General features: G+C 42.5%; 16 protein-coding genes and 2 pseudogenes. 5 read left to right on the top strand and 13 right to left on the bottom strand.

What is annotated here, in order from left to right; all coding sequences use genetic code 11:
* Window positions 1-27 precede the first annotated feature (27 nt).
* Window positions 28-1,110: a 3-isopropylmalate dehydrogenase gene (gene leuB, locus NYE25_RS27635; protein WP_341147356.1), complete on the bottom strand. Its 1,083-nt coding sequence runs from the start codon at window positions 1,108-1,110 to the stop codon at window positions 28-30.
* Between the two features lie 207 nt (window positions 1,111-1,317).
* Window positions 1,318-2,385: a hypothetical protein gene (locus NYE25_RS27630; RefSeq protein ID WP_341147355.1), complete on the bottom strand. Its 1,068-nt coding sequence runs from the start codon at window positions 2,383-2,385 to the stop codon at window positions 1,318-1,320.
* Window positions 2,386-2,561: 176 nt separating this feature from the next.
* Here NYE25_RS27630 and NYE25_RS27625 point away from each other — a divergent pair, with 176 nt between their 5' ends.
* Entirely contained in the window at window positions 2,562-3,542 is a 981-nt protein-coding gene (locus NYE25_RS27625) for an aldo/keto reductase (RefSeq protein ID WP_341147354.1), read from the top strand.
* Between the two features lie 80 nt (window positions 3,543-3,622).
* On the opposite strand, the gene NYE25_RS27620 is transcribed toward NYE25_RS27625, so the two are convergent.
* From NYE25_RS27620 to NYE25_RS27605, 4 genes are all read right to left on the bottom strand, one after another.
* A complete protein-coding gene (locus NYE25_RS27620) occupies window positions 3,623-4,714 on the bottom strand; it encodes a DUF4097 family beta strand repeat-containing protein (protein WP_341147353.1) in 1,092 nt (363 codons plus the stop codon).
* A gap of 17 nt (window positions 4,715-4,731) precedes the next feature.
* Entirely contained in the window at window positions 4,732-5,229 is a 498-nt protein-coding gene (locus NYE25_RS27615; RefSeq protein WP_341147352.1) for a hypothetical protein, read from the bottom strand.
* 81 nt (window positions 5,230-5,310) lie between these two features.
* A complete protein-coding gene (locus NYE25_RS27610) occupies window positions 5,311-5,763 on the bottom strand; it encodes an anti-sigma factor family protein (protein WP_341147351.1) in 453 nt (150 codons plus the stop codon).
* Complete coding sequence (locus NYE25_RS27605; RefSeq protein ID WP_042125119.1) at window positions 5,760-6,320, bottom strand: RNA polymerase sigma factor; 561 nt, start codon at window positions 6,318-6,320, stop codon at window positions 5,760-5,762. Before NYE25_RS27605 ends, NYE25_RS27610 begins: the two co-directional genes overlap by 4 nt.
* A gap of 424 nt (window positions 6,321-6,744) precedes the next feature.
* On the opposite strand from NYE25_RS27605, the pseudogene NYE25_RS31350 reads away from it, so the two are divergent.
* From NYE25_RS31350 to NYE25_RS27590, 4 genes and pseudogenes are all read left to right on the top strand, one after another.
* Window positions 6,745-7,248, top strand: a pseudogene (locus NYE25_RS31350) (7TM diverse intracellular signaling domain-containing protein); the annotation flags it as partial.
* A gap of 213 nt (window positions 7,249-7,461) precedes the next feature.
* Window positions 7,462-8,202, top strand: a pseudogene (locus NYE25_RS31345) (histidine kinase); the annotation flags it as partial.
* A gap of 25 nt (window positions 8,203-8,227) precedes the next feature.
* On the top strand, window positions 8,228-8,467 hold the full coding sequence (locus tag NYE25_RS31340) for a sensor histidine kinase (RefSeq protein WP_445667186.1): 240 nt from the start codon (window positions 8,228-8,230) through the stop codon (window positions 8,465-8,467).
* 103 nt (window positions 8,468-8,570) lie between these two features.
* On the top strand, window positions 8,571-9,725 hold the full coding sequence (locus NYE25_RS27590) for a response regulator (RefSeq protein ID WP_341147349.1): 1,155 nt from the start codon (window positions 8,571-8,573) through the stop codon (window positions 9,723-9,725).
* 194 nt (window positions 9,726-9,919) lie between these two features.
* On the opposite strand, the gene NYE25_RS27585 is transcribed toward NYE25_RS27590, so the two are convergent.
* The 7 genes from NYE25_RS27585 to NYE25_RS27555 all read right to left on the bottom strand — a co-directional run bounded on the left by NYE25_RS27585 (window position 9,920) and on the right by NYE25_RS27555 (window position 19,776).
* The gene (locus NYE25_RS27585; RefSeq protein ID WP_341147348.1) at window positions 9,920-11,668 is read right to left on the bottom strand and encodes a glycoside hydrolase family 35 protein; all 1,749 of its coding nucleotides are present in this window, start codon (window positions 11,666-11,668) and stop codon (window positions 9,920-9,922) included.
* Between the two features lie 30 nt (window positions 11,669-11,698).
* Window positions 11,699-13,360: a DUF4091 domain-containing protein gene (locus NYE25_RS27580; RefSeq protein WP_076286335.1), complete on the bottom strand. Its 1,662-nt coding sequence runs from the start codon at window positions 13,358-13,360 to the stop codon at window positions 11,699-11,701.
* Window positions 13,357-14,640, bottom strand: a complete 1,284-nt coding sequence (locus tag NYE25_RS27575; RefSeq protein ID WP_341147347.1) for a Gfo/Idh/MocA family protein — start codon at window positions 14,638-14,640, stop codon at window positions 13,357-13,359. Before NYE25_RS27575 ends, NYE25_RS27580 begins: the two co-directional genes overlap by 4 nt.
* 52 nt (window positions 14,641-14,692) lie before the next feature.
* Entirely contained in the window at window positions 14,693-15,586 is an 894-nt protein-coding gene (locus NYE25_RS27570; RefSeq protein ID WP_042125110.1) for a carbohydrate ABC transporter permease, read from the bottom strand.
* Between the two features lie 9 nt (window positions 15,587-15,595).
* Window positions 15,596-16,486, bottom strand: a complete 891-nt coding sequence (locus NYE25_RS27565; protein ID WP_341049665.1) for an ABC transporter permease — start codon at window positions 16,484-16,486, stop codon at window positions 15,596-15,598.
* A 90-nt stretch (window positions 16,487-16,576) separates the two neighbouring features.
* A complete protein-coding gene (locus NYE25_RS27560; protein WP_341061388.1) occupies window positions 16,577-18,310 on the bottom strand; it encodes an extracellular solute-binding protein in 1,734 nt (577 codons plus the stop codon).
* A gap of 125 nt (window positions 18,311-18,435) precedes the next feature.
* On the bottom strand, window positions 18,436-19,776 hold the full coding sequence (locus NYE25_RS27555; RefSeq protein WP_076286337.1) for a response regulator transcription factor: 1,341 nt from the start codon (window positions 19,774-19,776) through the stop codon (window positions 18,436-18,438).
* Window position 19,777: the final 1 nt, after the last annotated feature.

Here is a 19,777-nt window from a genome sequence, read left to right as displayed (position 1 = left end):
ATAATCGTAATTAGGAATCAGATTTTATTATGCTTTGCGGATAGCTGCAACAATCAGGTCGCCCATTTCAGATGTACTGATCGCTTTGCTCTTATCTACGGCGATATCACTTGTACGGTGTCCTGCGTCCAATACTTCAGCTACTGCAGCCTCTATCGCTGCAGCAGCATCCTCATAACCAAAGGTTAAACGGTACATTAGTGCTAAGGACAAGATTGTTGCAATCGGGTTCGCAAGTCCTTGTCCGGCAATATCAGGTGCGGAGCCGTGAACGGGCTCGTAGAGACCGTAGTTACCATCGCCCATCGAAGCGGAAGCAAGCATACCGATAGAGCCTGTCAACATCGCAGCCTCGTCACTCAGAATGTCACCAAACATGTTCTCGGTAACGATAACATCAAAGCTAGCTGGACGACGCAGCAGCTGCATTGCGCAGTTATCAACGAGTACATGTTCAACCTCTACCTCAGGATATTCTGGAGCAATCTTATTTACGACCTCACGCCATAAACGTGAAGTTTCAAGTACATTCGCTTTATCAACACTTGCTAGCTTATTGCGACGCTTGCCAGCAATCTCAAAAGCCTGACGCACAATTCGCTCCACTTCCATTACGTTATATACACAGGTATCCACTGCTTCTTCACCATGTTCACCTTGACGACGCAGTTTATCTCCGAAATAAATCCCACCAGTCAGCTCACGAACGACCATAAGATCGGTACCTTCCAGCACTTCTGGCTTCAATGTCGAAGCGTCCTTAAGGCAATCGAATACGACTGCTGGACGTAAGTTTGAGAACAATCCAAGTGCTTTGCGAATGCCAAGCAATCCGGTTTCAGGACGAAGCTCCTTAGAATTGTTATCCCACTTCGGTCCGCCTACAGCGCCCAGTAATACGGCGTCAGCACTGCGACAGATTTCCAGTGTATCTTCCGGCAGCGGTGTGCCTCTTTCGTCTATTGCAATGCCTCCAAAAAGAGCGTGCTCCGTTTCAAAAGCATAACCAAATACTTTTTCCGTTGCTTTCAATACTTTTTCTGCTTCAGCTACTACTTCAGGTCCAATACCGTCCCCTGCGATTACGGCAATTTTTTTAACCTCACTCATCTCAGTCACTCCTCAAGTGGTCTGCTCTAACAGACATAGTTCTTCTTTATATTGTTGTATCATACCCAGTCGTAAAGGACAAAGATATAGATTCTATTGAGTTGATAGGCATAGCCTATAGGATACTTATTTTGAAGGAAAATTTTCTTGAGTAATGAAAAAGCCGCCAGATATATCCCTTTGGCGACTCTGCGCTTTCATGTTCGATTAATGAAATGGATTTGCAATTACTGAAATTTCACCAGCAGAATATTCCAGGAAATATGCAGTTTTTGTAGTTAGATTATAATTCAAAAATTTACTTTTCCCATTTTCAGGCCATTTTTGATCTTTTACGATCTGAGCGCCTTCTTGCGAAAATAACGACCAGGTTTGTTCTAATACATCCCCAACAAACACTTGATTATTAATAAATTCCGTCTTCCACCCCGAAAGATTACCCTCTTCTTTAAAAGCTTGCTTAATAGAGGTTACTGCGCTTCCGGTTGCAACATTCATCAAACGGAACACGTTCTGAGAATCATCTGAAGCAGGACGCTTCGCGTTAGCTGGAGTAGGCTGGTATATGTATGATGTGTATACTGCCAAATTTGCACCATTAAATTTAAGCTTAATGTCAGTATTAAAGTCTTTTAACATTTTTTCATTATGGTGAAATAAATTAATTGTTCTCACAAAGAAATCATCGCTCATTATACCTTGTGCTTGATACTTTATAGCTAAATAAGGATATCCAACAAAATCCCAACCCTGAACGTTTACACTTTCATATCCGGTATCGTTAATCTTAGCGTTAAAGCTTACACTTGGCATCTTCCAAGGATACTGATAAAGATTAAAGGAATCTCCAAATTGAACCATGATTCGTTCGTTTACTTTCCCCGTAGGAGCAACCCATTTGATTTTGTCTGCCGCACCTTTAAGCGGTATTTCTGTTTTACTAATCTGCTCTCCAGCATAGGTAAAGACCGTTTTCGTAATTGCGTTGCCATTTGATTTCTTGAGTAGCACTATTTTTTGCGGATTCTTCATCACGTTAAGGTCGAGAATCGTATGAGTATCGTTTGATAGGTTGACTACCTTATTTGTTGTTACATTGACTACGTCAGCTTTGTTAGTGCTATGATCAATGATTGCGACGAGATCGGTACTAACATAAAGCGTATCTGTACTGTCCAAGCTTGGAGGTGACTTCGATGGATTAGCATAGGACTGATTTGTGAATACAAGCATTCCGATAATTGCTGCAAAAATAATACTGAAGCTCTTTTTCATAGTATTCCCTCCATTATGATATTTTTCCCATTGTAAATACGTTGTAAGCTAAAAAAAGTTTTTGAAAACATAAAACTACGCTATTGAGCACCAGAGAAGGACTTGGAAAATTTGCCCTTGGTTAATAAGTTGTTTACAATTAAGTTGAAATCATCTACCTAAGGAGTGAATGCGAAGTGCAATATGCTAAGCTTGGCAAATCCGGTATGAAGGTCAGTCGGCTATGTCTCGGAACAATGAACTTCGGCCCACAAACAGATGAACAAGAAGCCTTCCGTATTATGGACGCTGCACTCGACGCAGGTGTTAATTTTTTTGATACCGCTAACATTTATGGTTGGGGTGAGAATTCCGGTTTAACAGAAACGATTATTGGTCGTTGGTTTAAGCAAGGTGGTGGGCGACGTGAAAAGGTCGTGTTAGCTACCAAGGTATACGGTGCAATGAGCGATAAGCTCGATGGGCCTAATGATGAGGGTGGACTATCATCTTATATTATACGCCGCCATCTAGAGGGGTCTCTGCAGCGTCTCCAGACCGATCATATTGAATTGTACCAGATGCATCATGTTGACCGTAGTGTCTCTTGGGACGAGCTGTGGGGGGCTTTCGAGCTTGCTGTAAACCAAGGAAAGATTGGTTATGTCGGCTCCAGTAACTTTGCGGGATGGGATATCGCTGTGGCCCAACAAGAAGCGAAGGCACGTGGCTTTTTAGGTTTGATTTCTGAGCAGCATAAATACAGCCTCACCTGTCGCCTTCCTGAACTTGAAGTATTACCCTCCTCTCTCCATCATGGATTAGGCATTATTCCTTGGAGCCCACTGGATGGAGGTCTTCTTGGACGCAATGCACTTAAGAAAATAGAAGGCAGCCGCAGTGGAGGAAATGCTGAGCGCGTAGAGCAATACAAAGATCAGCTTGAGGCTTTTGCAAGCTTATGTATGGAGCTTGGGGAACCACAAGATAATGTAGCACTAGCATGGTTATTAGCCAATTCTGCTGTAACCGCACCAATTATTGGACCACGCACACTAGAGCAATTCGAGAGTGCACTACGCAGTCTTGAGATTGTGCTAGATGAATCTGTCCTTAAACGTTTAGATGAGATCTTCCCAGGACCGGGCGGAGAAGCTCCTAAAGCTTACGCTTGGTAGGTCTCTTATAATTTGAAAAAGGGAGTTAAGGCTTCAGCAGAGCCAATCGCTGAAGCCTTAACTCCCTTTTTTGTTCGTGCTTATTCAGCCGTGTCCACGGTCACGCTTCCATTACTCGTACTTAGGTCCACACTATGGGTTCCTTTACCGAGAGTGGCCGTGCCATAGCTGTCCCCATCTCGATTCCAGGGTACATTCCCCTTCAGCGAACCATTGCTGGTATCCGCTGTAATCTTCACATCGGAGACGGATGGCAATCCCACCGTAATCTTTCCGTTACTAGACGAACATTTCCATTTTCCAGTCACTGCTGAATTAATAGTGATCTTGCCGTTGCTGCTCTTTGCGGTTAAAGCTCCATCTATATTGTCCAATGTAATAGCTCCATTAGAGCTTTTGAGCTGCGCTCCACCTTGGATGTTCTGAACCGTCAGAGATCCATTGCTGGTATGTGCCTCTACTCCGCCAGCCACATCATGAATATTTAAAACCCCGTTACTAGTATCAGCCACTAAGCCAGACTTTAAATCCCAGGCTTCTATTGACCCATCGCTAGTATCTACCTCAACAGCAAGGCTGCTAGGTACACTTACATTTAAATAAGGGCTTTTAGTATTAAATCCAAACTGAATATTAGAGAACCAATTATGATCTGTATCCAGCTCCATAATCATTGTATCTCCCTCAGTTTTAACTTTCCATTTCTTTTCCAGCGCACTAGCAGCTTCACTTTGCGATTTTCCAGGTAAGAGTAAGCTTCCCTCATAATCCAATGCGCTTCCATCTATTCCCTCGACCTTTACTTTTCCACTTGGAAGTACGATTTTCAACGTCGTAATATTGTCTTTCACTTCGACATTCCCACTTAGTGGAGTCAAATGTGTATTTCCGATTAGACTGCTAAGTGAGCCGCCGGCCATTACTGACTGAGCACCGCTTGCTCCAACCAACAGGATAATCAATAGGATTGCCCAACCGCTCACACGACTTTTGGCATCGGATTTGATAAACAATCTTAGCAACATCTCGAGTCCGAACAAGATCAACAGTGCTGGCCATAAATAACCAAGCACTTCATAGCTGATCATATTATACTGAGCCATCACAATAATGACACCAAGTGCAATGCAGCCTATAGCTGCAGTGAAGCTCCCGATTTTCCATCTCCCCATAGTCAAATCCCCGTTTCTTACGCTCTCGTATTGTTTCTTAGCATCTTCAGACCGTACGCAATCAGACCCAGTGATAACAAGATCGTACCAATGTTAATCTCGATTAACATTCTCCAAAGCGTCGGAAATGCTGAAATCACCAGCATAAGGAACCCAGCAACAACACATCCGACACCGACCCAAGCCGGATTCACATCTTCATGTGGGTAACCCGGCATAGAGGATATTCCCATCGTCCAAGGTTCTCCGAAGCTGTCAGGATGAAACATCATACGCTCATGTTCGGCTGCAGTTATTTTCATCCAAGCCGCTTTCTGCAGAGCATCAAACAATTGGTAAAACCATAGTGCAGCTAGCGCAAAAGGGAAGATCATGGGCTCGGACGGGATAAACATAATACATAAGGAAGCCCCGATCATAAACTGCAGCCCCTGCTTTTTGAAGCCTAAGTACAAATGGCCTACACCAGGAACCATAGCTAACATAAAAGTGAGCCAACGTCTCTTCTTAATCATAATACATCCTCCTAAATTTTGGATAGCATAAACTTTTTATGTTTACCTGAATCCATCTATTATTTATAAATCTCTTTATGACTATTTTCTAAAACCACCAAACCATTGGGTCACCGAATTCGACACATGACCATTAATTTCAGTAATCCCATAAGCCAAATTCTCAAAAACTCCAAACTGTAACAATAAGAAGCTTAAGCAGGCAGCCACCGCATAATGCATCCAAGATGTTCTAGGAGCATAACGACGTCTTACGCTTGTCGCTTTAACCGCTCGCTCTCTGCGTCCTGTTTCGAGCTGTTCGATATGGGCCATAACACCTGCTGCGAGATCTGGAAAGTCCATCTGTTCATGCTGATATTCACTGTTCGTTTGCATTTCTGACCAAAGAGCGGACATTTCCTTAGCTTCCTCCAGCCACTGCGCGCAATCAGGACAGGATTGTATGTGCAACCGGATACTCAGCTCCATATCTGGAGACAGTAGGCCGTCAATGTAATGTGGCATCCATTCCTTCACTATTGCACAATTCATCGCAATTCCTCCCTTTGTCTACGCATCATCTGTCTGGCACGATAAAGCTGCGATTCGATAGTCTTAACGGAAACACCTTTTTGCTCCGCTATCTCTTGATAAGAATTTCGCTGAAAATAGTACAGCTGTACGACCGACCGGTACGGTTCCGCAAGGCTGTTCACATTCTCACCCAGCTCAGCTGATTGTTCCTGCTCTAGCACCTCTTGCTCTGGTGTTTGAGACGTTACCCAATCATTCTCAGTGTAATCAGCTGCACTCCGATGCCTCCACTCCCTATCATTGGCCCGTTTCCAGTCCAGACAGGTTCGATAGGCTATCCGATAAAGCCATGTCGAGAAGGTAGACTGTCCTCTGAAGGAGGGGAGCGCTTTGTATGCTTTTATAAAAACCTCTTGGGCCATATCTTTGGCCGATTCGGCTTCTCCAGTAATCTTGACGCACACTCTGTATACCATGCCTTGATAACGTGTCACCAAATGCCCAAAGGCCTGATGTTCACCATTCAGCACAGCAGAAATCCATTCCGCCTCTTCCAGCTTTCTCCCCTCCTTCACCTACATAACGTTAGACGCCAGCCAATTCTAATCCCCTGCAACTTTTTTTTAATTTTTGAAATGTTTTTTGGAAAGGAATATATTGTTTTTTGTCGAATAATGTTTAATTACTATGACTAAAAGAAAACTCTTTCTAATTGAATCAAGACAAGCTCCTTACCTTAAAAGGCCAATGGGAGTTCTATCCTAATACGCTGCTTCCCACTTCAATAGAGAATCTCTAAACAAAGCTCCCCCTAAAACATATATACAAATCCCGGATCAGTGGAACGATGCCCTTCATAATGGCGAAAAATCTGCTTTTGGCTACGGCTCCTATCATTACGGATTCTTGTAGATAAAAACGAAAAGCAGTCTTATGGCATACTCATATCCGGGGTTCGGACTGCTTCGGAAATTTATATCAATGGTGAACTACTAGGAAATTCAGGTTCTCCATCTGCCACTTCTACTTCATGCAGTCTATGCAGCAATATTATATACCATTGGTCCGCGGCAAAAGATGTTGATCTATTTTTTTCTGTTGGTAATTTCCGCTATAACTACAGTACTCATTGATGATGACAAGCTTTTGCTGCATATGCTTCCCTTAAACTACCAATGGAGCTTAAAACTATTAATCACTTCTAATATTATGGCTTTTATATTCATCTTACTGACAAGCAAGCAACTGATGTTCCAAAATTCAAAATTTAAAAGTGTTCGGATCCTGACCAGCTTATCCTTGGTACATATCCTTTTCATAATGCTCGGTCCCGTTGTCCGCTATTACGCATTATTCACACCTGTTTTTATTATCAATATAATCGTTCTATCATTAGAAGTTGTAGTTTACTTTCTGAAATCTGCGCTTAAAAACAACGATGGCTCTATTTTTCTATTGCTATCTATCTTAGCCATTATTAAAAGCACACATTGGGGATTGTTCAAAAATTTCAATGCTAAGCAGACTGAAAATCTGGCAAAATCACAGCTTCGTGAAAGCAACATTCAATTACAGTTAAGAAATGTTCCCATTCAATCCGTAGCTGTTGGCGTACTCGATATGCTCAAGTTCCTAACGGAGGGTAAGCACATTACACTAATCTCGGAGATTCCCGACTCGTTTCCTTCTATTGTGGCAGATGAGAAAAGACTCATTCAGATTTTGTTCAATCTGCTTCAAAATGCTGTGAAATATACGAGTGTAGGCTCAGTTAGGGTCCATGCGGATATTCATAAAGGTGTGGCGCGCATCCATATTACAGATACTGGCATTGGAATGAACGAGGAAACACAGCTTAGAGCCTTCCAACCCTATGAATAGGGTGACTCAAGCGTGACAGCAATAAGTGGTGGAATTGATGCTTTAATAAAACTGGATAGTGATCAATGGGATTTAATCATTACAGATGTAATGATGCCCCAGATGTCCGGCTATGAATTAACACAGAGAATTCGTGAACGTTTTACTATAGCTGAGCTTCCTATTCTACTTCTGACCGCACGTAGCCAGCCGGAAGATATCTACACCGGATTTGTTTCGGGCGCGAACGACTATGTAATGAAACCCATGAACGCTATGGAGCTAAGAGGACGGGTACGTTCCTTAACAGACATAAAACAGTCCGTAAATGAACGGCTTCGTCTGGAAGCAGCGTATCTTCAAGCGCAAATATAACCACATTTCTTATTCAACACATTAAATTCCATATCTGCTCTGGCATCTTTTGATACACAGCGTATGAGTCACCTTATTGATGTCTTTAGCTCTTATTTACGCTTAAGCTTTAACTTCTTGAACGCTGAGTCGATGATACCGATTGAATACGAGCTTGAGCTTGTCCGTGCCTATCTGTACATAGAGAAAGAGCGCTTTGAGGACAGGATGACCATCAACTGGGTTTAATAGAAAATCTACACTTTCAATATCCATCAAAGAACTAGCTGATGACATCGAGATTACAATCGCTGATAATGGTAAAGGTATGACTTCAGAGCAACTTCAGCAACTGCTGAGCAGTCAGTCTAATGTAACAAGAGGGATTGGATTTCTTAATACACATAAACGCTTGTTACGTGTCTATGCTAAGGGTTTGCAAATTAAAAGCAAGGAAGGGCTAGGTACTTCAGTAAGTTTCATAATCCCTTCTGAAAAAGAAATATGAATCACAAAAATACCTAGTCACAGACAGACTATAACGAACCGAAAAATAAAGAAGAGTTTATTGTTTTTTGCTAAAAAATACTATATTGAGTGGTGAAATAACAATGATTCAAGCAGTATTGGTGGACGATGAACGCCTTGCCCTCGTAAAGTTAGAATTCATGTTAAAAGAAATGGAAGCTGTTCATATCATCGCGTCCTATACAGATCCTGTTCAAGCTATACAAGAAGCTCCAGCCTTGGAGCCTGACGTTATTTTTATTGATATTGAAATGCCTGAAGTGAGCGGACTTCAAGCTGCCGCAATTCTGCAAGAGGTCTGTCCAAACGCTAATATCGTTTTCGTGACCGCGTATAACCAATATGCAGTGGAAGCCTTTGAGTTAAATGCGATTGATTATATTTTGAAGCCCGTGCGACATGACCGTTTATTCAAAACAGTACAACGCTTGGAGGACAGATTGAGGTTTGCACCAAAAAGCACAGAGGTAGCACATGAACTAACGATTCGTTGTTTTCAATCGCTGCGTTTTGAACGAGGAGGACAACCTTTAAACAATCTCCGTTGGAGAACTTCTAAGGCACAAGAATTGTTTGCTTTCTTGCTTCATAATCGCAATCGATTCGTCAGTAAAGATACCCTGATTGACCTACTGTGGCCAGATTTCAACCATAAAAAGGCTTCTACCCATCTCTACACAACCATTTATCAAGTACGACAATGTTTAAAGCAGAGTGAGGTAGATCTGCATATCAGCAACGTCAGTGGAGGGGAAGGGTATACGCTTGAGACCGGGCCGCTTCTAATCGATGCAGCCCAGTGGGAGCACAACATTCTTGCACTCGAATCCATCGGAGAGGACAATTGTGCAGAACATCAAAACTTATTTGAACTTTATTCAGGGGATTATTTTGGAGATTACGATTATTTGTGGGCGGAGGGCGAACGGCAACGTCTGCGCACCATTTGGCTACACCATGCTATGGGAATGGCCCAGTTCTATATCGATAACAACAGAGTTCCCGAAGCTGTCACTGTGTATCAAAAGGTAGTACAGCTTCAGCCCTATTTTGAACAAGGACATTTAGGATTGATGAAGGTCTACGACAGTATTGGAGAACGATCCGCAGTGGAAGAACAATACAAGAATCTGACGGAATTATTGAAAGGCGATCTAAGTATTGGTCTTCCTGCCGTTGTTCAAGATTGGTATGAACAATGGGAACTACATAACCTTAGAATACGCAGCAAGAAATAGTTTCTATTTATCAAAAAGACACCCGGATCTATTCGGGTGTCTTTGTTGTTACGATATATTAATTGCTGCGTTTGAAACAGCTAGTCAAACGAAGCTAGCGAATTATGCAAGATTGAACAAACTTGTCCGAAGCAAATTCAGACATTGTTCAATAAGCCGCAATTCTAACATGTTGTTGGCAGAGCTATGCCCTATTATCCTAGTTCCGGTTGATCTACGAAGGTAACAGCGGTATCTGAAGTGCTGTGCAATTCAAAGATGACAATCTCATTGTCGCCTTGTTTCAATAGAGGACCTGGCACATACATTGTTTTCTGTGGTCCGATATTCCAATAGCGTCCAAGGTTGAACCCATTAATGAACACGACGCCTTTAGTCCATCCTTCCATGCTCAAGAACGTATCACAAGGTTCATCCACAACCAAGGTGCTGCGGAAGAAGCTAGGTTCCATTTGCCTGAATAAACCTTCAAACTGCAGACCAGATAAATCCGTTAATGGCAACGTATAAGTCGTCCATTCCGACAGAAACTGCCGTCCATAACGTACCCCTTCGGTAATCCCTTTACAATCTCTCATAAAAGGACCATAGTTGACACGTCCTAAATTCTCCACAAGTATACTAACATGCAGCCCTTCGGCCGGAACCTCGAACTCTAATTTCACCTCTGGCTCTACACGATCTAAGGTTGCAGTGAGCTCTCCATTCAGAAAGACTAATGCACGATCATGTAAATCCTGGATGAAGAACTCATCTTTGGGACGAGGTCCTGTAAGGAACGTACTATAATGAATAAAGCCATAATCCTGACCCAATTTCTCCATCGATTCAGGGTATGCAGAGTGAATAGGTGCAGAAATACGATTCAAGTTTGCGGTAAGTGAAGTCTGCTCCTTCATCTCTACTCTCCCATATGCTCTCTTAGCGACAGGAGCTGGCAACTCAATGGGTCCGAGATCTACATATTTGGAGATCACTTCACGAACTGCATAATATTTAGCTGTCGGCTCACCGGATTCACTCAGTAAGGAATCATAGTCATAACTAGTAATTGTTGGTTCATAGCTGTCAAACGTATGTCCATTCGCTCCGTTGTAGAACCCAAAGTTAGTTCCGCCATGGAACATATAGAAATTAACGGATGCGCCTAAACTAAGTATCTCATCCAATACCTTCGCTACATCCTCAGCCGGACGCGTATGATGCTCCTCACGCCAATGATCAAACCAACCGTTCCAGTATTCCATACACATGATTGGAGCCTCTGGTTGGTATTCACGGAGCTTGTTGAATGCATCTACAGGACGTGATCCAAAGTTCACCGTCTCCAGCACACCTGGGACCATACCTCCCTGTAACATCGCGTCTTCTGGTCCATCGGAAGTGAATAGTAGTACATCTATCCCACGGGAAATCATGCTGTCTTTTAAATGAGCCAAATAGCGCTTGTCATTGCCGTAACTTCCGTACTCATTCTCAATCTGCATAGCAATGATCGGGCCACCATTTGTACATAACAGTGGTTGTAATTTGGGGAGCAATACATCATAATACGCATCTACATGATCTAGAAATGGCTTATGGTAGCATCGAAGACGCATATCCGAATCAGCTAGCAACCAAGATGGCAGTCCACCAAATTCCCATTCTGCACAAATATAAGGTGCGGGACGAACGATGACATGCATACCCAAATCTCCTGCCAATTCAATAAACCGGACTACATCTGCCATACCTTCAAACTGAAGTTGGCCTTTCTTCGGCTCGTGTAAATTCCATGCCACATAGGTTTCAACCGTATTGAAGCCGCAAGCTTTTAATTTGATAAGACGGTCTTCCCAATGTTCCGGCAGAGTCCGAAAATAATGGATGGCCCCTGAGATAAGCCGTATCGCCTGATCGTTATAATAAAAGGAAGATCCTGAATAATGAAAAGTTGCCATATTCTCAACACCTCGTAATGGTATGATCACTTAAGTAGAATATCTTGCTATCGCTTGATTGATCCGCTCTCTTGCCTCTAAGAGCCATGTTCCCTGATCCCTCGGGTATACAGAGAAGGTCAACGATGTACTCAGACCCTCTTCCATAATGGCTATCGTTGCTTTCTTGCCAATTTTCTGCTCAAGTAATTCTAGTGCGCGCAAATCCTGCAACCCTTCATATAGAACTTCCAGTCGAATGGATTCAATCGGGCCTTCTTCTCCTGGATAGACCAAGTAGGCATCTCCTGAGGGAAATGCATGCTCAGCGTCAGTCGTACGATAAGGGTCCAGCTGCTGATTCAATGAATATTGCGAGTACCAGAAGTTATAACCCCAATGCAAGAAGCCCTGTAATCCGAATTTATACAATTGAAACCCGATTATACGATTTCTAGCAGATGGCATGTTGAAAAACCGGTTGGATACTTGTTCACCTTGAGCGCAGCAATAGTACGTCCAAAGGTCTGGAACCTGATGTTCTAAGAACGGTTCAATATGCGTATTCGCAGGAATCGGCCTTTTCACCAGGCCCTGTTCATACAACTCCAATTCGGACAAAGCGTCCATGATCGGATAACTTGATAAATGTTTATAAATGATCTCACTTGCAGCTCGGTACGATTCCAAATGTTCCTCTCCTGGTTCATCTGAAATATGGAACCAGCTTTGCTGGTCTATTCCCTGCTCTTTCAAATATTGATCTAAGCAAGGTAAAAATTGATCCAAGAAACTACGGTATTCCGCCGAGGATGCGTCCGTATCCCAGCCGAATAGTTGCTGATCTTCACCTTGAATGGTTACCATTATTTTTGGTGCACATTTTGCACCCCATTGAGTAAATAAATGAGAGAACTCAAAGTATTTGAAGCCAAGTCGGCGGCACATCGATACCCAACGAGTAAGCAGATCAAATCCGAATTCATAACGATCTCCCGCTTTAGTCACGGAAATCAATTGAACGGTTGGACGTACTCCACCAATGGCTGTATCCAAAGGCGGTGTAAACAACGGAGTTAAGATCATGTTCATGCCATGCTTAACCATCGTATCTGCATAACGTTCTATAAGGGCCCAATGTGCTTCACTAAATACTTCGACACCATACTTTGTAGCAAGACAATCCACATGGAACCATTCCGTATGAATTAACTGTTGCGGCGGTAGTGTTGCAGGGATAACGGTTAACTCGAATACATCCGATTCACCTAACATCTGCCCTTCAGATGATTGGAAGAGGACCTGAATAGAGCGAAGCCCCGTACTCATTGTTTCATCCAAGGTTATCGTCACCCATAAAGATCGCCATTGTCCCGGGATCGATGAAATAGATTGTTGATCCAGCGTATACAATGGATCTGGATATAATCCCGGCGTAGTTCTTAGCACATCGTCATCATGATTTTTGAAACAAGGCATTTCTGAGGGAACAAGTCCAACGGATCTTATACATATTAGATCTGGAAGAGATGACTTTATCTCTACTTTAATATTCTTTAGAAGTGTATCTGAGGTATAAGCGACTTGGAACGAAAATGTTTCTCCGACAAGTGCGGTTGCACTGTGATAGGATTCATGATTCGGCACTTCATCAGCAAATACCTTAACCAACGAACTTAATAACATCGTCTGAAATGGCTGCGGGGCATTCATCGTTGCTTCACCTCTTCATCATTACAGACACTTTGTGCAAATTCTTTCAGAACAATACTGTTACCCTCGATGCGAGATTGCTCTGCTGCAAAAGCCATAAGGTGACTTTGAACGGAATGATTTGCTGATGTAAGACCTTGAATCTTCCCTTCCGCTCGAACCAGCTTAACAAAATCTTTGATTAACCCCATATCGCCGCCGCCATGACCAACATGACCACCTGCATTCTCGAACGAGATTCTCTCTACCTTACCGCTGCCAAAATGGATCACTTCAATTTCATTCTTCTCCATCGCACCGCGAATTTCTCCCGTGGTACCCATCAGCTTGAGGGTACGACTTACATCTTTGGTAAACGCACTCATTGTAAAAGCTATAGTTACGGAATTAGCGAATTCTAGATTTACCACTTGATGGTCGACGACATCATTATCACAATGATAGACACATCGTCCATAAGGTCCTTCCTGAAGAGCATTCAGGCGGGCTTCATAGCTTGGATCATCGCTAATTGCCGATGTAGGCCAATCCGTATCCTCCGTCAAATATTGATTAGGAGCATAATAGAGACATTTATCTGCTGCTGGGCATCCATCTGTGCAACGTAGCGGGGCTCCTTCCGGTGCTTCACTAGATTTGAAATGGGACAGTGAGCCGAAGGAAGACACTCGAACACATTCTGAATCTGTCAACCAGGAAAGAATGTCCAGATCATGACAGGACTTAGCGAGAATCATCGGACTGGACTCATCCTTTTTGCGCCAATTCCCTCTTACGAAGCTATGAGCTTGATGCCAGTAACCCACGTTCTCATTATGTTGAATAGACATCAATTTTCCGATCGCACCACTTTCCAGTAGTTCCTTGATCGTAGAGAAGAAATTGGTATATCTCAATACATGGCATATCGAGAAGACACGATTCACTTTAGAGGCCATTTCCCCCATAAGTACACATTCCTTGGCATCAGGGGACATCGGTTTTTCTAATAGTACATGATACCCTGCCTCCAGTGCTTTCATTGTTGGCACATAATGCTGATTGTCTTGGGTACAGATAAATACCGCATCTGCTACTTTCGGGGAGGCAAAAAAATCATCCCAATGGGTAAAGCACATATCATCAGCCAGCTTATGTCTTGCCTTAAATTTATTTCTCCGCTTCGCATTCGGCTCTGCAACAGCTACAACTTGAAGCTCATTGGGGTGCTGAATCGCATATTCTGAATAATTAATTCCTCGCAGGCCCGCTCCAATTAAAGCAACAGTAACTTTCTTCATCGCAATCTGCTCCTTCATATGAGACTTTATGCTATGTCTGTACTCTATTTCTTTATTCTTTAACACTACCAACCGTCATTCCTTTTACGAAATACCTTTGTAAGAATGGATACACTACCATAATTGGCAATGCGCCCATGAATATTTGCGCCGTTCGGATCGTCTTCTCACTCAGGTTCTCCATCACCTTGAGCTGCTCAATGGACATCGAGGACATCTGGGCATTGATAGACATAATCAAGGTAGAAAGATAGGTCTGTAGCGGATAATGCTCAGGTGAATTCAGGTAAAGGATACCGTCAAACCAAGCGTTCCAATGCCCAACTATGGTGAATAACCCAATCGTTGCGATGGATGGAAGGGATATCGGTAAATAAATTTGCCAAAGTACTCTCCAATGTCCGGCACCATCAATCGTAGCCGCTTCATCCAATTCTCTTGGAATAGATCTGAAGAAGTTAAGCATCAGAACCATATTCCATACATTCAATGCACCTGGTAAGATAAGTGCCCAAATGGAATCGATTAAGCCTGTATTCTTCACTACGATATACGTCGGAATTAAGCCGCCTCCAAAAAACATCGTAATCGCGAATATCCATACATATACGGTTCTAAATTTAAACTGATCATTCGATTTGGAAAGCGGAAAAGCAGTAATAAATACTAGAAACAAGTTAACTACTGAACCGAGCACTACTCGTTTTACGGAGACTCCCAAGGAACGAAAGAACTCTACCTTTTCTCCTAAATATACATAAGCATCCCAGGAAAAACCGACGGGCCAAAGCTTCACTTCTCCAGCCATCGCAGCTGTATTCGAGCTTAGTGAGATGGAGAGTAAGTGTACAAATGGGATAATGCCGAGTATGGTAATGAAAGTTAACAACAGCGTATTGAACACGATAAATAACTTTCTGCTGAATGATTGTTTATGTAGCACCATCTCCACCTCCTAGAATATGCGGTAATTGTTAAATTTGTAAGCTGCATAGTAAGTTGTTGATACCATAAATAAAGATATTATCGATTTAAAGAGACCCACTGCTGCCGCAGGTCCAAATTGTTGGCTGAACATCCCCAATCGATAGACAAATGTATCTATTATATCTGCGCCTGCATATACAGTCGGGTTATACATAATCAATATCTGCTCAAAACCTGCGTTAAGAATACCACCGAGACCTAATACACTAAGTAAAATAATAATCGGTGCTATACCTGGAAGCGTAATATTAAGCATTTGCTTCCATTTCCCTGCACCATCTACCTCTGCCGCTTCATACAGCGTCGCATTAATTCCTGTGATGGCAGCAAGCATGATGATCATATTGTAGCCCATGCCTTTCCAGACATCCGAGCCAATGATAATCCCCCTGAACCAACCATTATCAAGCATGAACATGATAGGTTCTAAGCCCATAGCGGAAATTAAGCCATTAATAGGCCCATTCAGAGAGAATAATTCAATAATGACACCCCCAAGTACAGTCCATGAAAGGAAGAACGGGAGGAAAATGGCGGATTGAATAAAACCTGCGAACCATTTCTTAGTAAGCTCATTTAATAATAAAGCTAGAATGAGCGGGACAAGCAGAGACAATACCATTTTGATGATAGCTATGACTAGCGTATTCCAAAGTACTTGCTTGAAATCCGGTAAATTAAATACATAACGGAAGTTATCTAATCCCACAAAATCGGATTTAAAGAAACCGGATAACGGCTCAAACTGCTGAAACGCCATAACCAGGCCGGCCATCGGTCCGTAGGCATAGATCAGTGTAACAATCACACCCGGTATTAACATGATATGAAGCGGAAATTCTTTCTTCAGTGATTTCATAGATGCCCTCCTCACCAACTTACTCATTTTAAAAACGGGAGGTGAGTCGGCTCACCCGACTCACCTCACCCGCTTTCTTGTCCCTATGATTTATTTCGTAGCTTCCGTGCTATACCATTCATTGACCTCATCGATAATTTCATTACCGCCAAGTGCCTTCCAGCTATCCACGAATTTATCGAAATCATCAAGAGAACCGCCCATGATAATCTTGGTAAAGGACTCTTGCATCAACTTATCCAGCTGACCGCCCTTTTCCACTACTGTTGGTGTAGGAAGACCGTAAAACTCGTTGTATACAAATTGTTGATTTTCTTTAATTTGTCGTGTTAAGCCCCAGCCACCGTCTTTTGCAGCCCGGCTATAATATTGACCCCAGTTTACACCTTTGGTAGCGTTAGATGTGTCGCCTGCCAGGAAGTCCTTAGTCGCTTTGAAAGTATCCGCAACGGTCTTATAATTTGCATCGTCTATTGTAATTTCAGTCTGATTAGCATCGAGCGCTTTGTTTACTTCCCTGTAAATCGTATCAATATCAACAGGGTTGGCAATCCGTGGGTTAAACCAGTTGTATACATAGCCATCTGCCGCTTTGTTCTTATCCTTGTATTTTTTATTACCAACTTCGATGTAGAAATTGAGCATCTTAATCGCTGCTTCTGGGTTCTTCATCTTTTTGTTCACAACGAAAATTTTGTTGCTGCGGATTTTTGGAACGAGTGATTTAGCTGGACCATCAATCCCTGGAAGCTGAATTGCAATCCAATCCGCCTTTGGATCTTTGTCTATGCTGGAGTTAAGCGGCCAGTTCGGATACCACCACTCTCCGTAGGAAATACCCACTTTACCTGCAGTCAGATCTTCTACAGCCTTATTCTCATCCTTTAGTGCAAACTCTTTATCAATAATTCCATCTTTATACCATGCTTGTAGCTTACCAAGTGCAGTCTTCACTTCAGGCTGAATCAATCCCGGTAACAATTTGTCATCGCCGCCTTTAATCCAAGCCGATTGTTTATCACCAACGGAAGGATAAGCACCGAATCCATTAAAGAAACCTCTGACATCAAATCCCCAAAAGAAGAGATTCTTTTGCATGGCGATACCATAGGTGTCATTCTTACCATTCTGATCTGGATCATTATGTGTGAATGCTTGTGCAACTTTCTCAAGCTCATCGATCGTCTTCGGTGCCTGTAAACCTAGATTATTAAGCCAATCTTGACGAATCCATAGTAGCTGCGTGGATAAAAAGGGATCTTCAAATGCAGGAATACCTAATTGCTTACCATCCGCACTGAACGTTTTCATCGCGAATCCACCATCTGAGTCCATATAAGCCTTAAGAGCTGGTGACGCATATTGTGCATAGGCATCTGTCAGATCAGCAAGCATATCTTGCTTTTTAAGTTTCTCATAGTTCTTCTGATCAACTTCTATCACATCGGGTAGATCCCCCGATGCCATGGCAAGCGAGAACTTCTGCTCAAACTGGGCAGAGGGAACGGTCCATTTGTATTTCACTTCAATATTCATCATCTCTTTGAGATCTTTCAGGTAGGCATTTTGTTCCGGTGTTATTCCGCTTGGAGTTCTTGGATCTTCTGGTGGATTATATCCTAGTATTTCTGTAACAGTGACCGTTTCCGGGTATTTCCCTAGTGGATCAGGTGCTGTGGCGCTGTCTGTCGCACTATTCGTAGTCTCTTCCTTAGGCGTAGATGGTGCATTCGCATTTCCATTCCCTTGACTTCCACATGCTGACAATAATGAAAGAATCATCGTTACTGACAAAATCATTTTCCATGGTCTCATTTTTTTCATCTGAACGCTTCCCCCCTTTGTTTGCTGCAATTCTTGTTGTTAATCAGTGTTCCTAGTTATTATTTTAGTCACAGAGGAAACCGCTTTCAATTTCACTTTTTTTACATCACTTTCACTTTATTTACTTATTTTGAATTTCGATAATCCTGTGGAGATAAACCCATTTTGCGTTTGAAGAATGTTGTAAAGTAGGATGGTGATTCAAAACCGACCCGGATGGCGATTTCATTTAATTTCAGAGTTGTATTCTTCATCAGCTGCAGAGCAACATGCAGCTTCGTCGACTGGATATACTCTAATAAATTTTGACCTGTCGTCTGTTTATAATAACGAGATAAATAGGACGGATTAAGATGCACCTCTGCAGCAATTGAGGTAAGCGATAGATCTCCAGATAGGTTCTCCTGCACAAATTGGTGAATTTGTTCGATGATAAGCGTCTTGAAATCTTCCTGCTCGATTCCTCCAGCTTTGTGCATCGTATCCTCAAGTTGACTTAGTTTCTCAAGGTCTAAGATAAGCATGTGCTGACCTAATAAAGCTCTCTTAAGAATCATAGAGCGCACTGCTTCAACTTGAAGATGGATTGATTCCCAATGGTTAAGTAAATCCCCCGATATTCCGAATGAAACGCAGACACTTAGCAGCTCATCACACTCATTCTGTACAGGCTCTAATATCCCTCTCATATAAGCAACGATTCCAGGCCAATTCACCCCTTGATCTGGATAGCCACTACGAAAGCGATTCAGCAATCCTTCATCTGGTTGAAGCAGCCATATGAATACACGATCATCATAAATCACTTCTTCACATGCAATAGATGCAGGCAGGTGATCATGGAAAATACGCTGAACAGACGGAGGCATTTTAAATTTAGGATCATCTAGTCGATCCAAGATACCAACAAGAAAGAACGAAGGACGATCTAATGCAATGCCGAACTCTACATCCTTGTAACGTACATTATTGAGTATAGAAGTAATAGACTCCCCGCTAAGCACCCGCTCCATCAGCTCTTTCTTTAGGAAGGAACTAGCGATTTGATAGTGCATTTGTGCCTTCTCCAATTGAAGTCTACGACGGTTCTCCTCGTCTAGCTTGTCGATTGCTGCCTTCACAGCTTGGAAAATAGGTTCAATTCCTTCCGTTTTCAGAATGTAATTGTCCACATTCTTACGAATCGCTTCGTATACATAATCAAATTCACTGTATCCTGTAAGGAAAATCACTCGGCATAATGGCCAATAATAGACGATTTCGTCCACGAGCTGGAGACCATTCTTCTGAGGCATACGAATATCGCTAACCAAAATATCCAATTTCGTTTTCTTAGCAATTTCAAGAGCTTCGCTTGAGGAGTAAGCTTTTCGTATATCCAGTTCAAATTCTGAGTTATCCTGAAACAGTTGGACTAATCCATTCACAATCACAGGCTCGTCATCTACGATTAGTAATCTATACATA

The sequence above is a fragment of the Paenibacillus sp. FSL E2-8871 genome (genome assembly GCF_038000345.1).
In the GTDB taxonomy this organism is placed as follows: domain Bacteria; phylum Bacillota; class Bacilli; order Paenibacillales; family Paenibacillaceae; genus Paenibacillus_AQ.
The sequence above is the reverse complement of the archived record's forward strand: the minus strand, read 5'-3'. Positions and strand labels throughout refer to the sequence as shown.

What these genes read in the sequence shown, in the direction of transcription:
- leuB (WP_341147356.1), bottom strand. Translation starts at nt 1,110, where the DNA reads ATGAGTGAGGTTAAAAAAATTGCCGTAATCGCAGGGGACGGTATTGGA.
- NYE25_RS27630 (WP_341147355.1), bottom strand. Translation starts at nt 2,385, where the DNA reads ATGAAAAAGAGCTTCAGTATTATTTTTGCAGCAATTATCGGAATGCTT.
- NYE25_RS27620 (WP_341147353.1), bottom strand. Translation starts at nt 4,714, where the DNA reads ATGGGGAGATGGAAAATCGGGAGCTTCACTGCAGCTATAGGCTGCATT.
- NYE25_RS27615 (WP_341147352.1), bottom strand. Translation starts at nt 5,229, where the DNA reads ATGATTAAGAAGAGACGTTGGCTCACTTTTATGTTAGCTATGGTTCCT.
- NYE25_RS27610 (WP_341147351.1), bottom strand. Translation starts at nt 5,763, where the DNA reads ATGAATTGTGCAATAGTGAAGGAATGGATGCCACATTACATTGACGGC.
- NYE25_RS27590 (WP_341147349.1), top strand. Translation starts at nt 8,571, where the DNA reads ATGATTCAAGCAGTATTGGTGGACGATGAACGCCTTGCCCTCGTAAAG.
- NYE25_RS27585 (WP_341147348.1), bottom strand. Translation starts at nt 11,668, where the DNA reads ATGGCAACTTTTCATTATTCAGGATCTTCCTTTTATTATAACGATCAG.
- NYE25_RS27580 (WP_076286335.1), bottom strand. Translation starts at nt 13,360, where the DNA reads ATGAATGCCCCGCAGCCATTTCAGACGATGTTATTAAGTTCGTTGGTT.
- NYE25_RS27575 (WP_341147347.1), bottom strand. Translation starts at nt 14,640, where the DNA reads ATGAAGAAAGTTACTGTTGCTTTAATTGGAGCGGGCCTGCGAGGAATT.
- NYE25_RS27570 (WP_042125110.1), bottom strand. Translation starts at nt 15,586, where the DNA reads ATGGTGCTACATAAACAATCATTCAGCAGAAAGTTATTTATCGTGTTC.
- NYE25_RS27565 (WP_341049665.1), bottom strand. Translation starts at nt 16,486, where the DNA reads ATGAAATCACTGAAGAAAGAATTTCCGCTTCATATCATGTTAATACCG.
- NYE25_RS27560 (WP_341061388.1), bottom strand. Translation starts at nt 18,310, where the DNA reads ATGAAAAAAATGAGACCATGGAAAATGATTTTGTCAGTAACGATGATT.
- NYE25_RS27555 (WP_076286337.1), bottom strand. Translation starts at nt 19,776, where the DNA reads ATGTATAGATTACTAATCGTAGATGACGAGCCTGTGATTGTGAATGGA.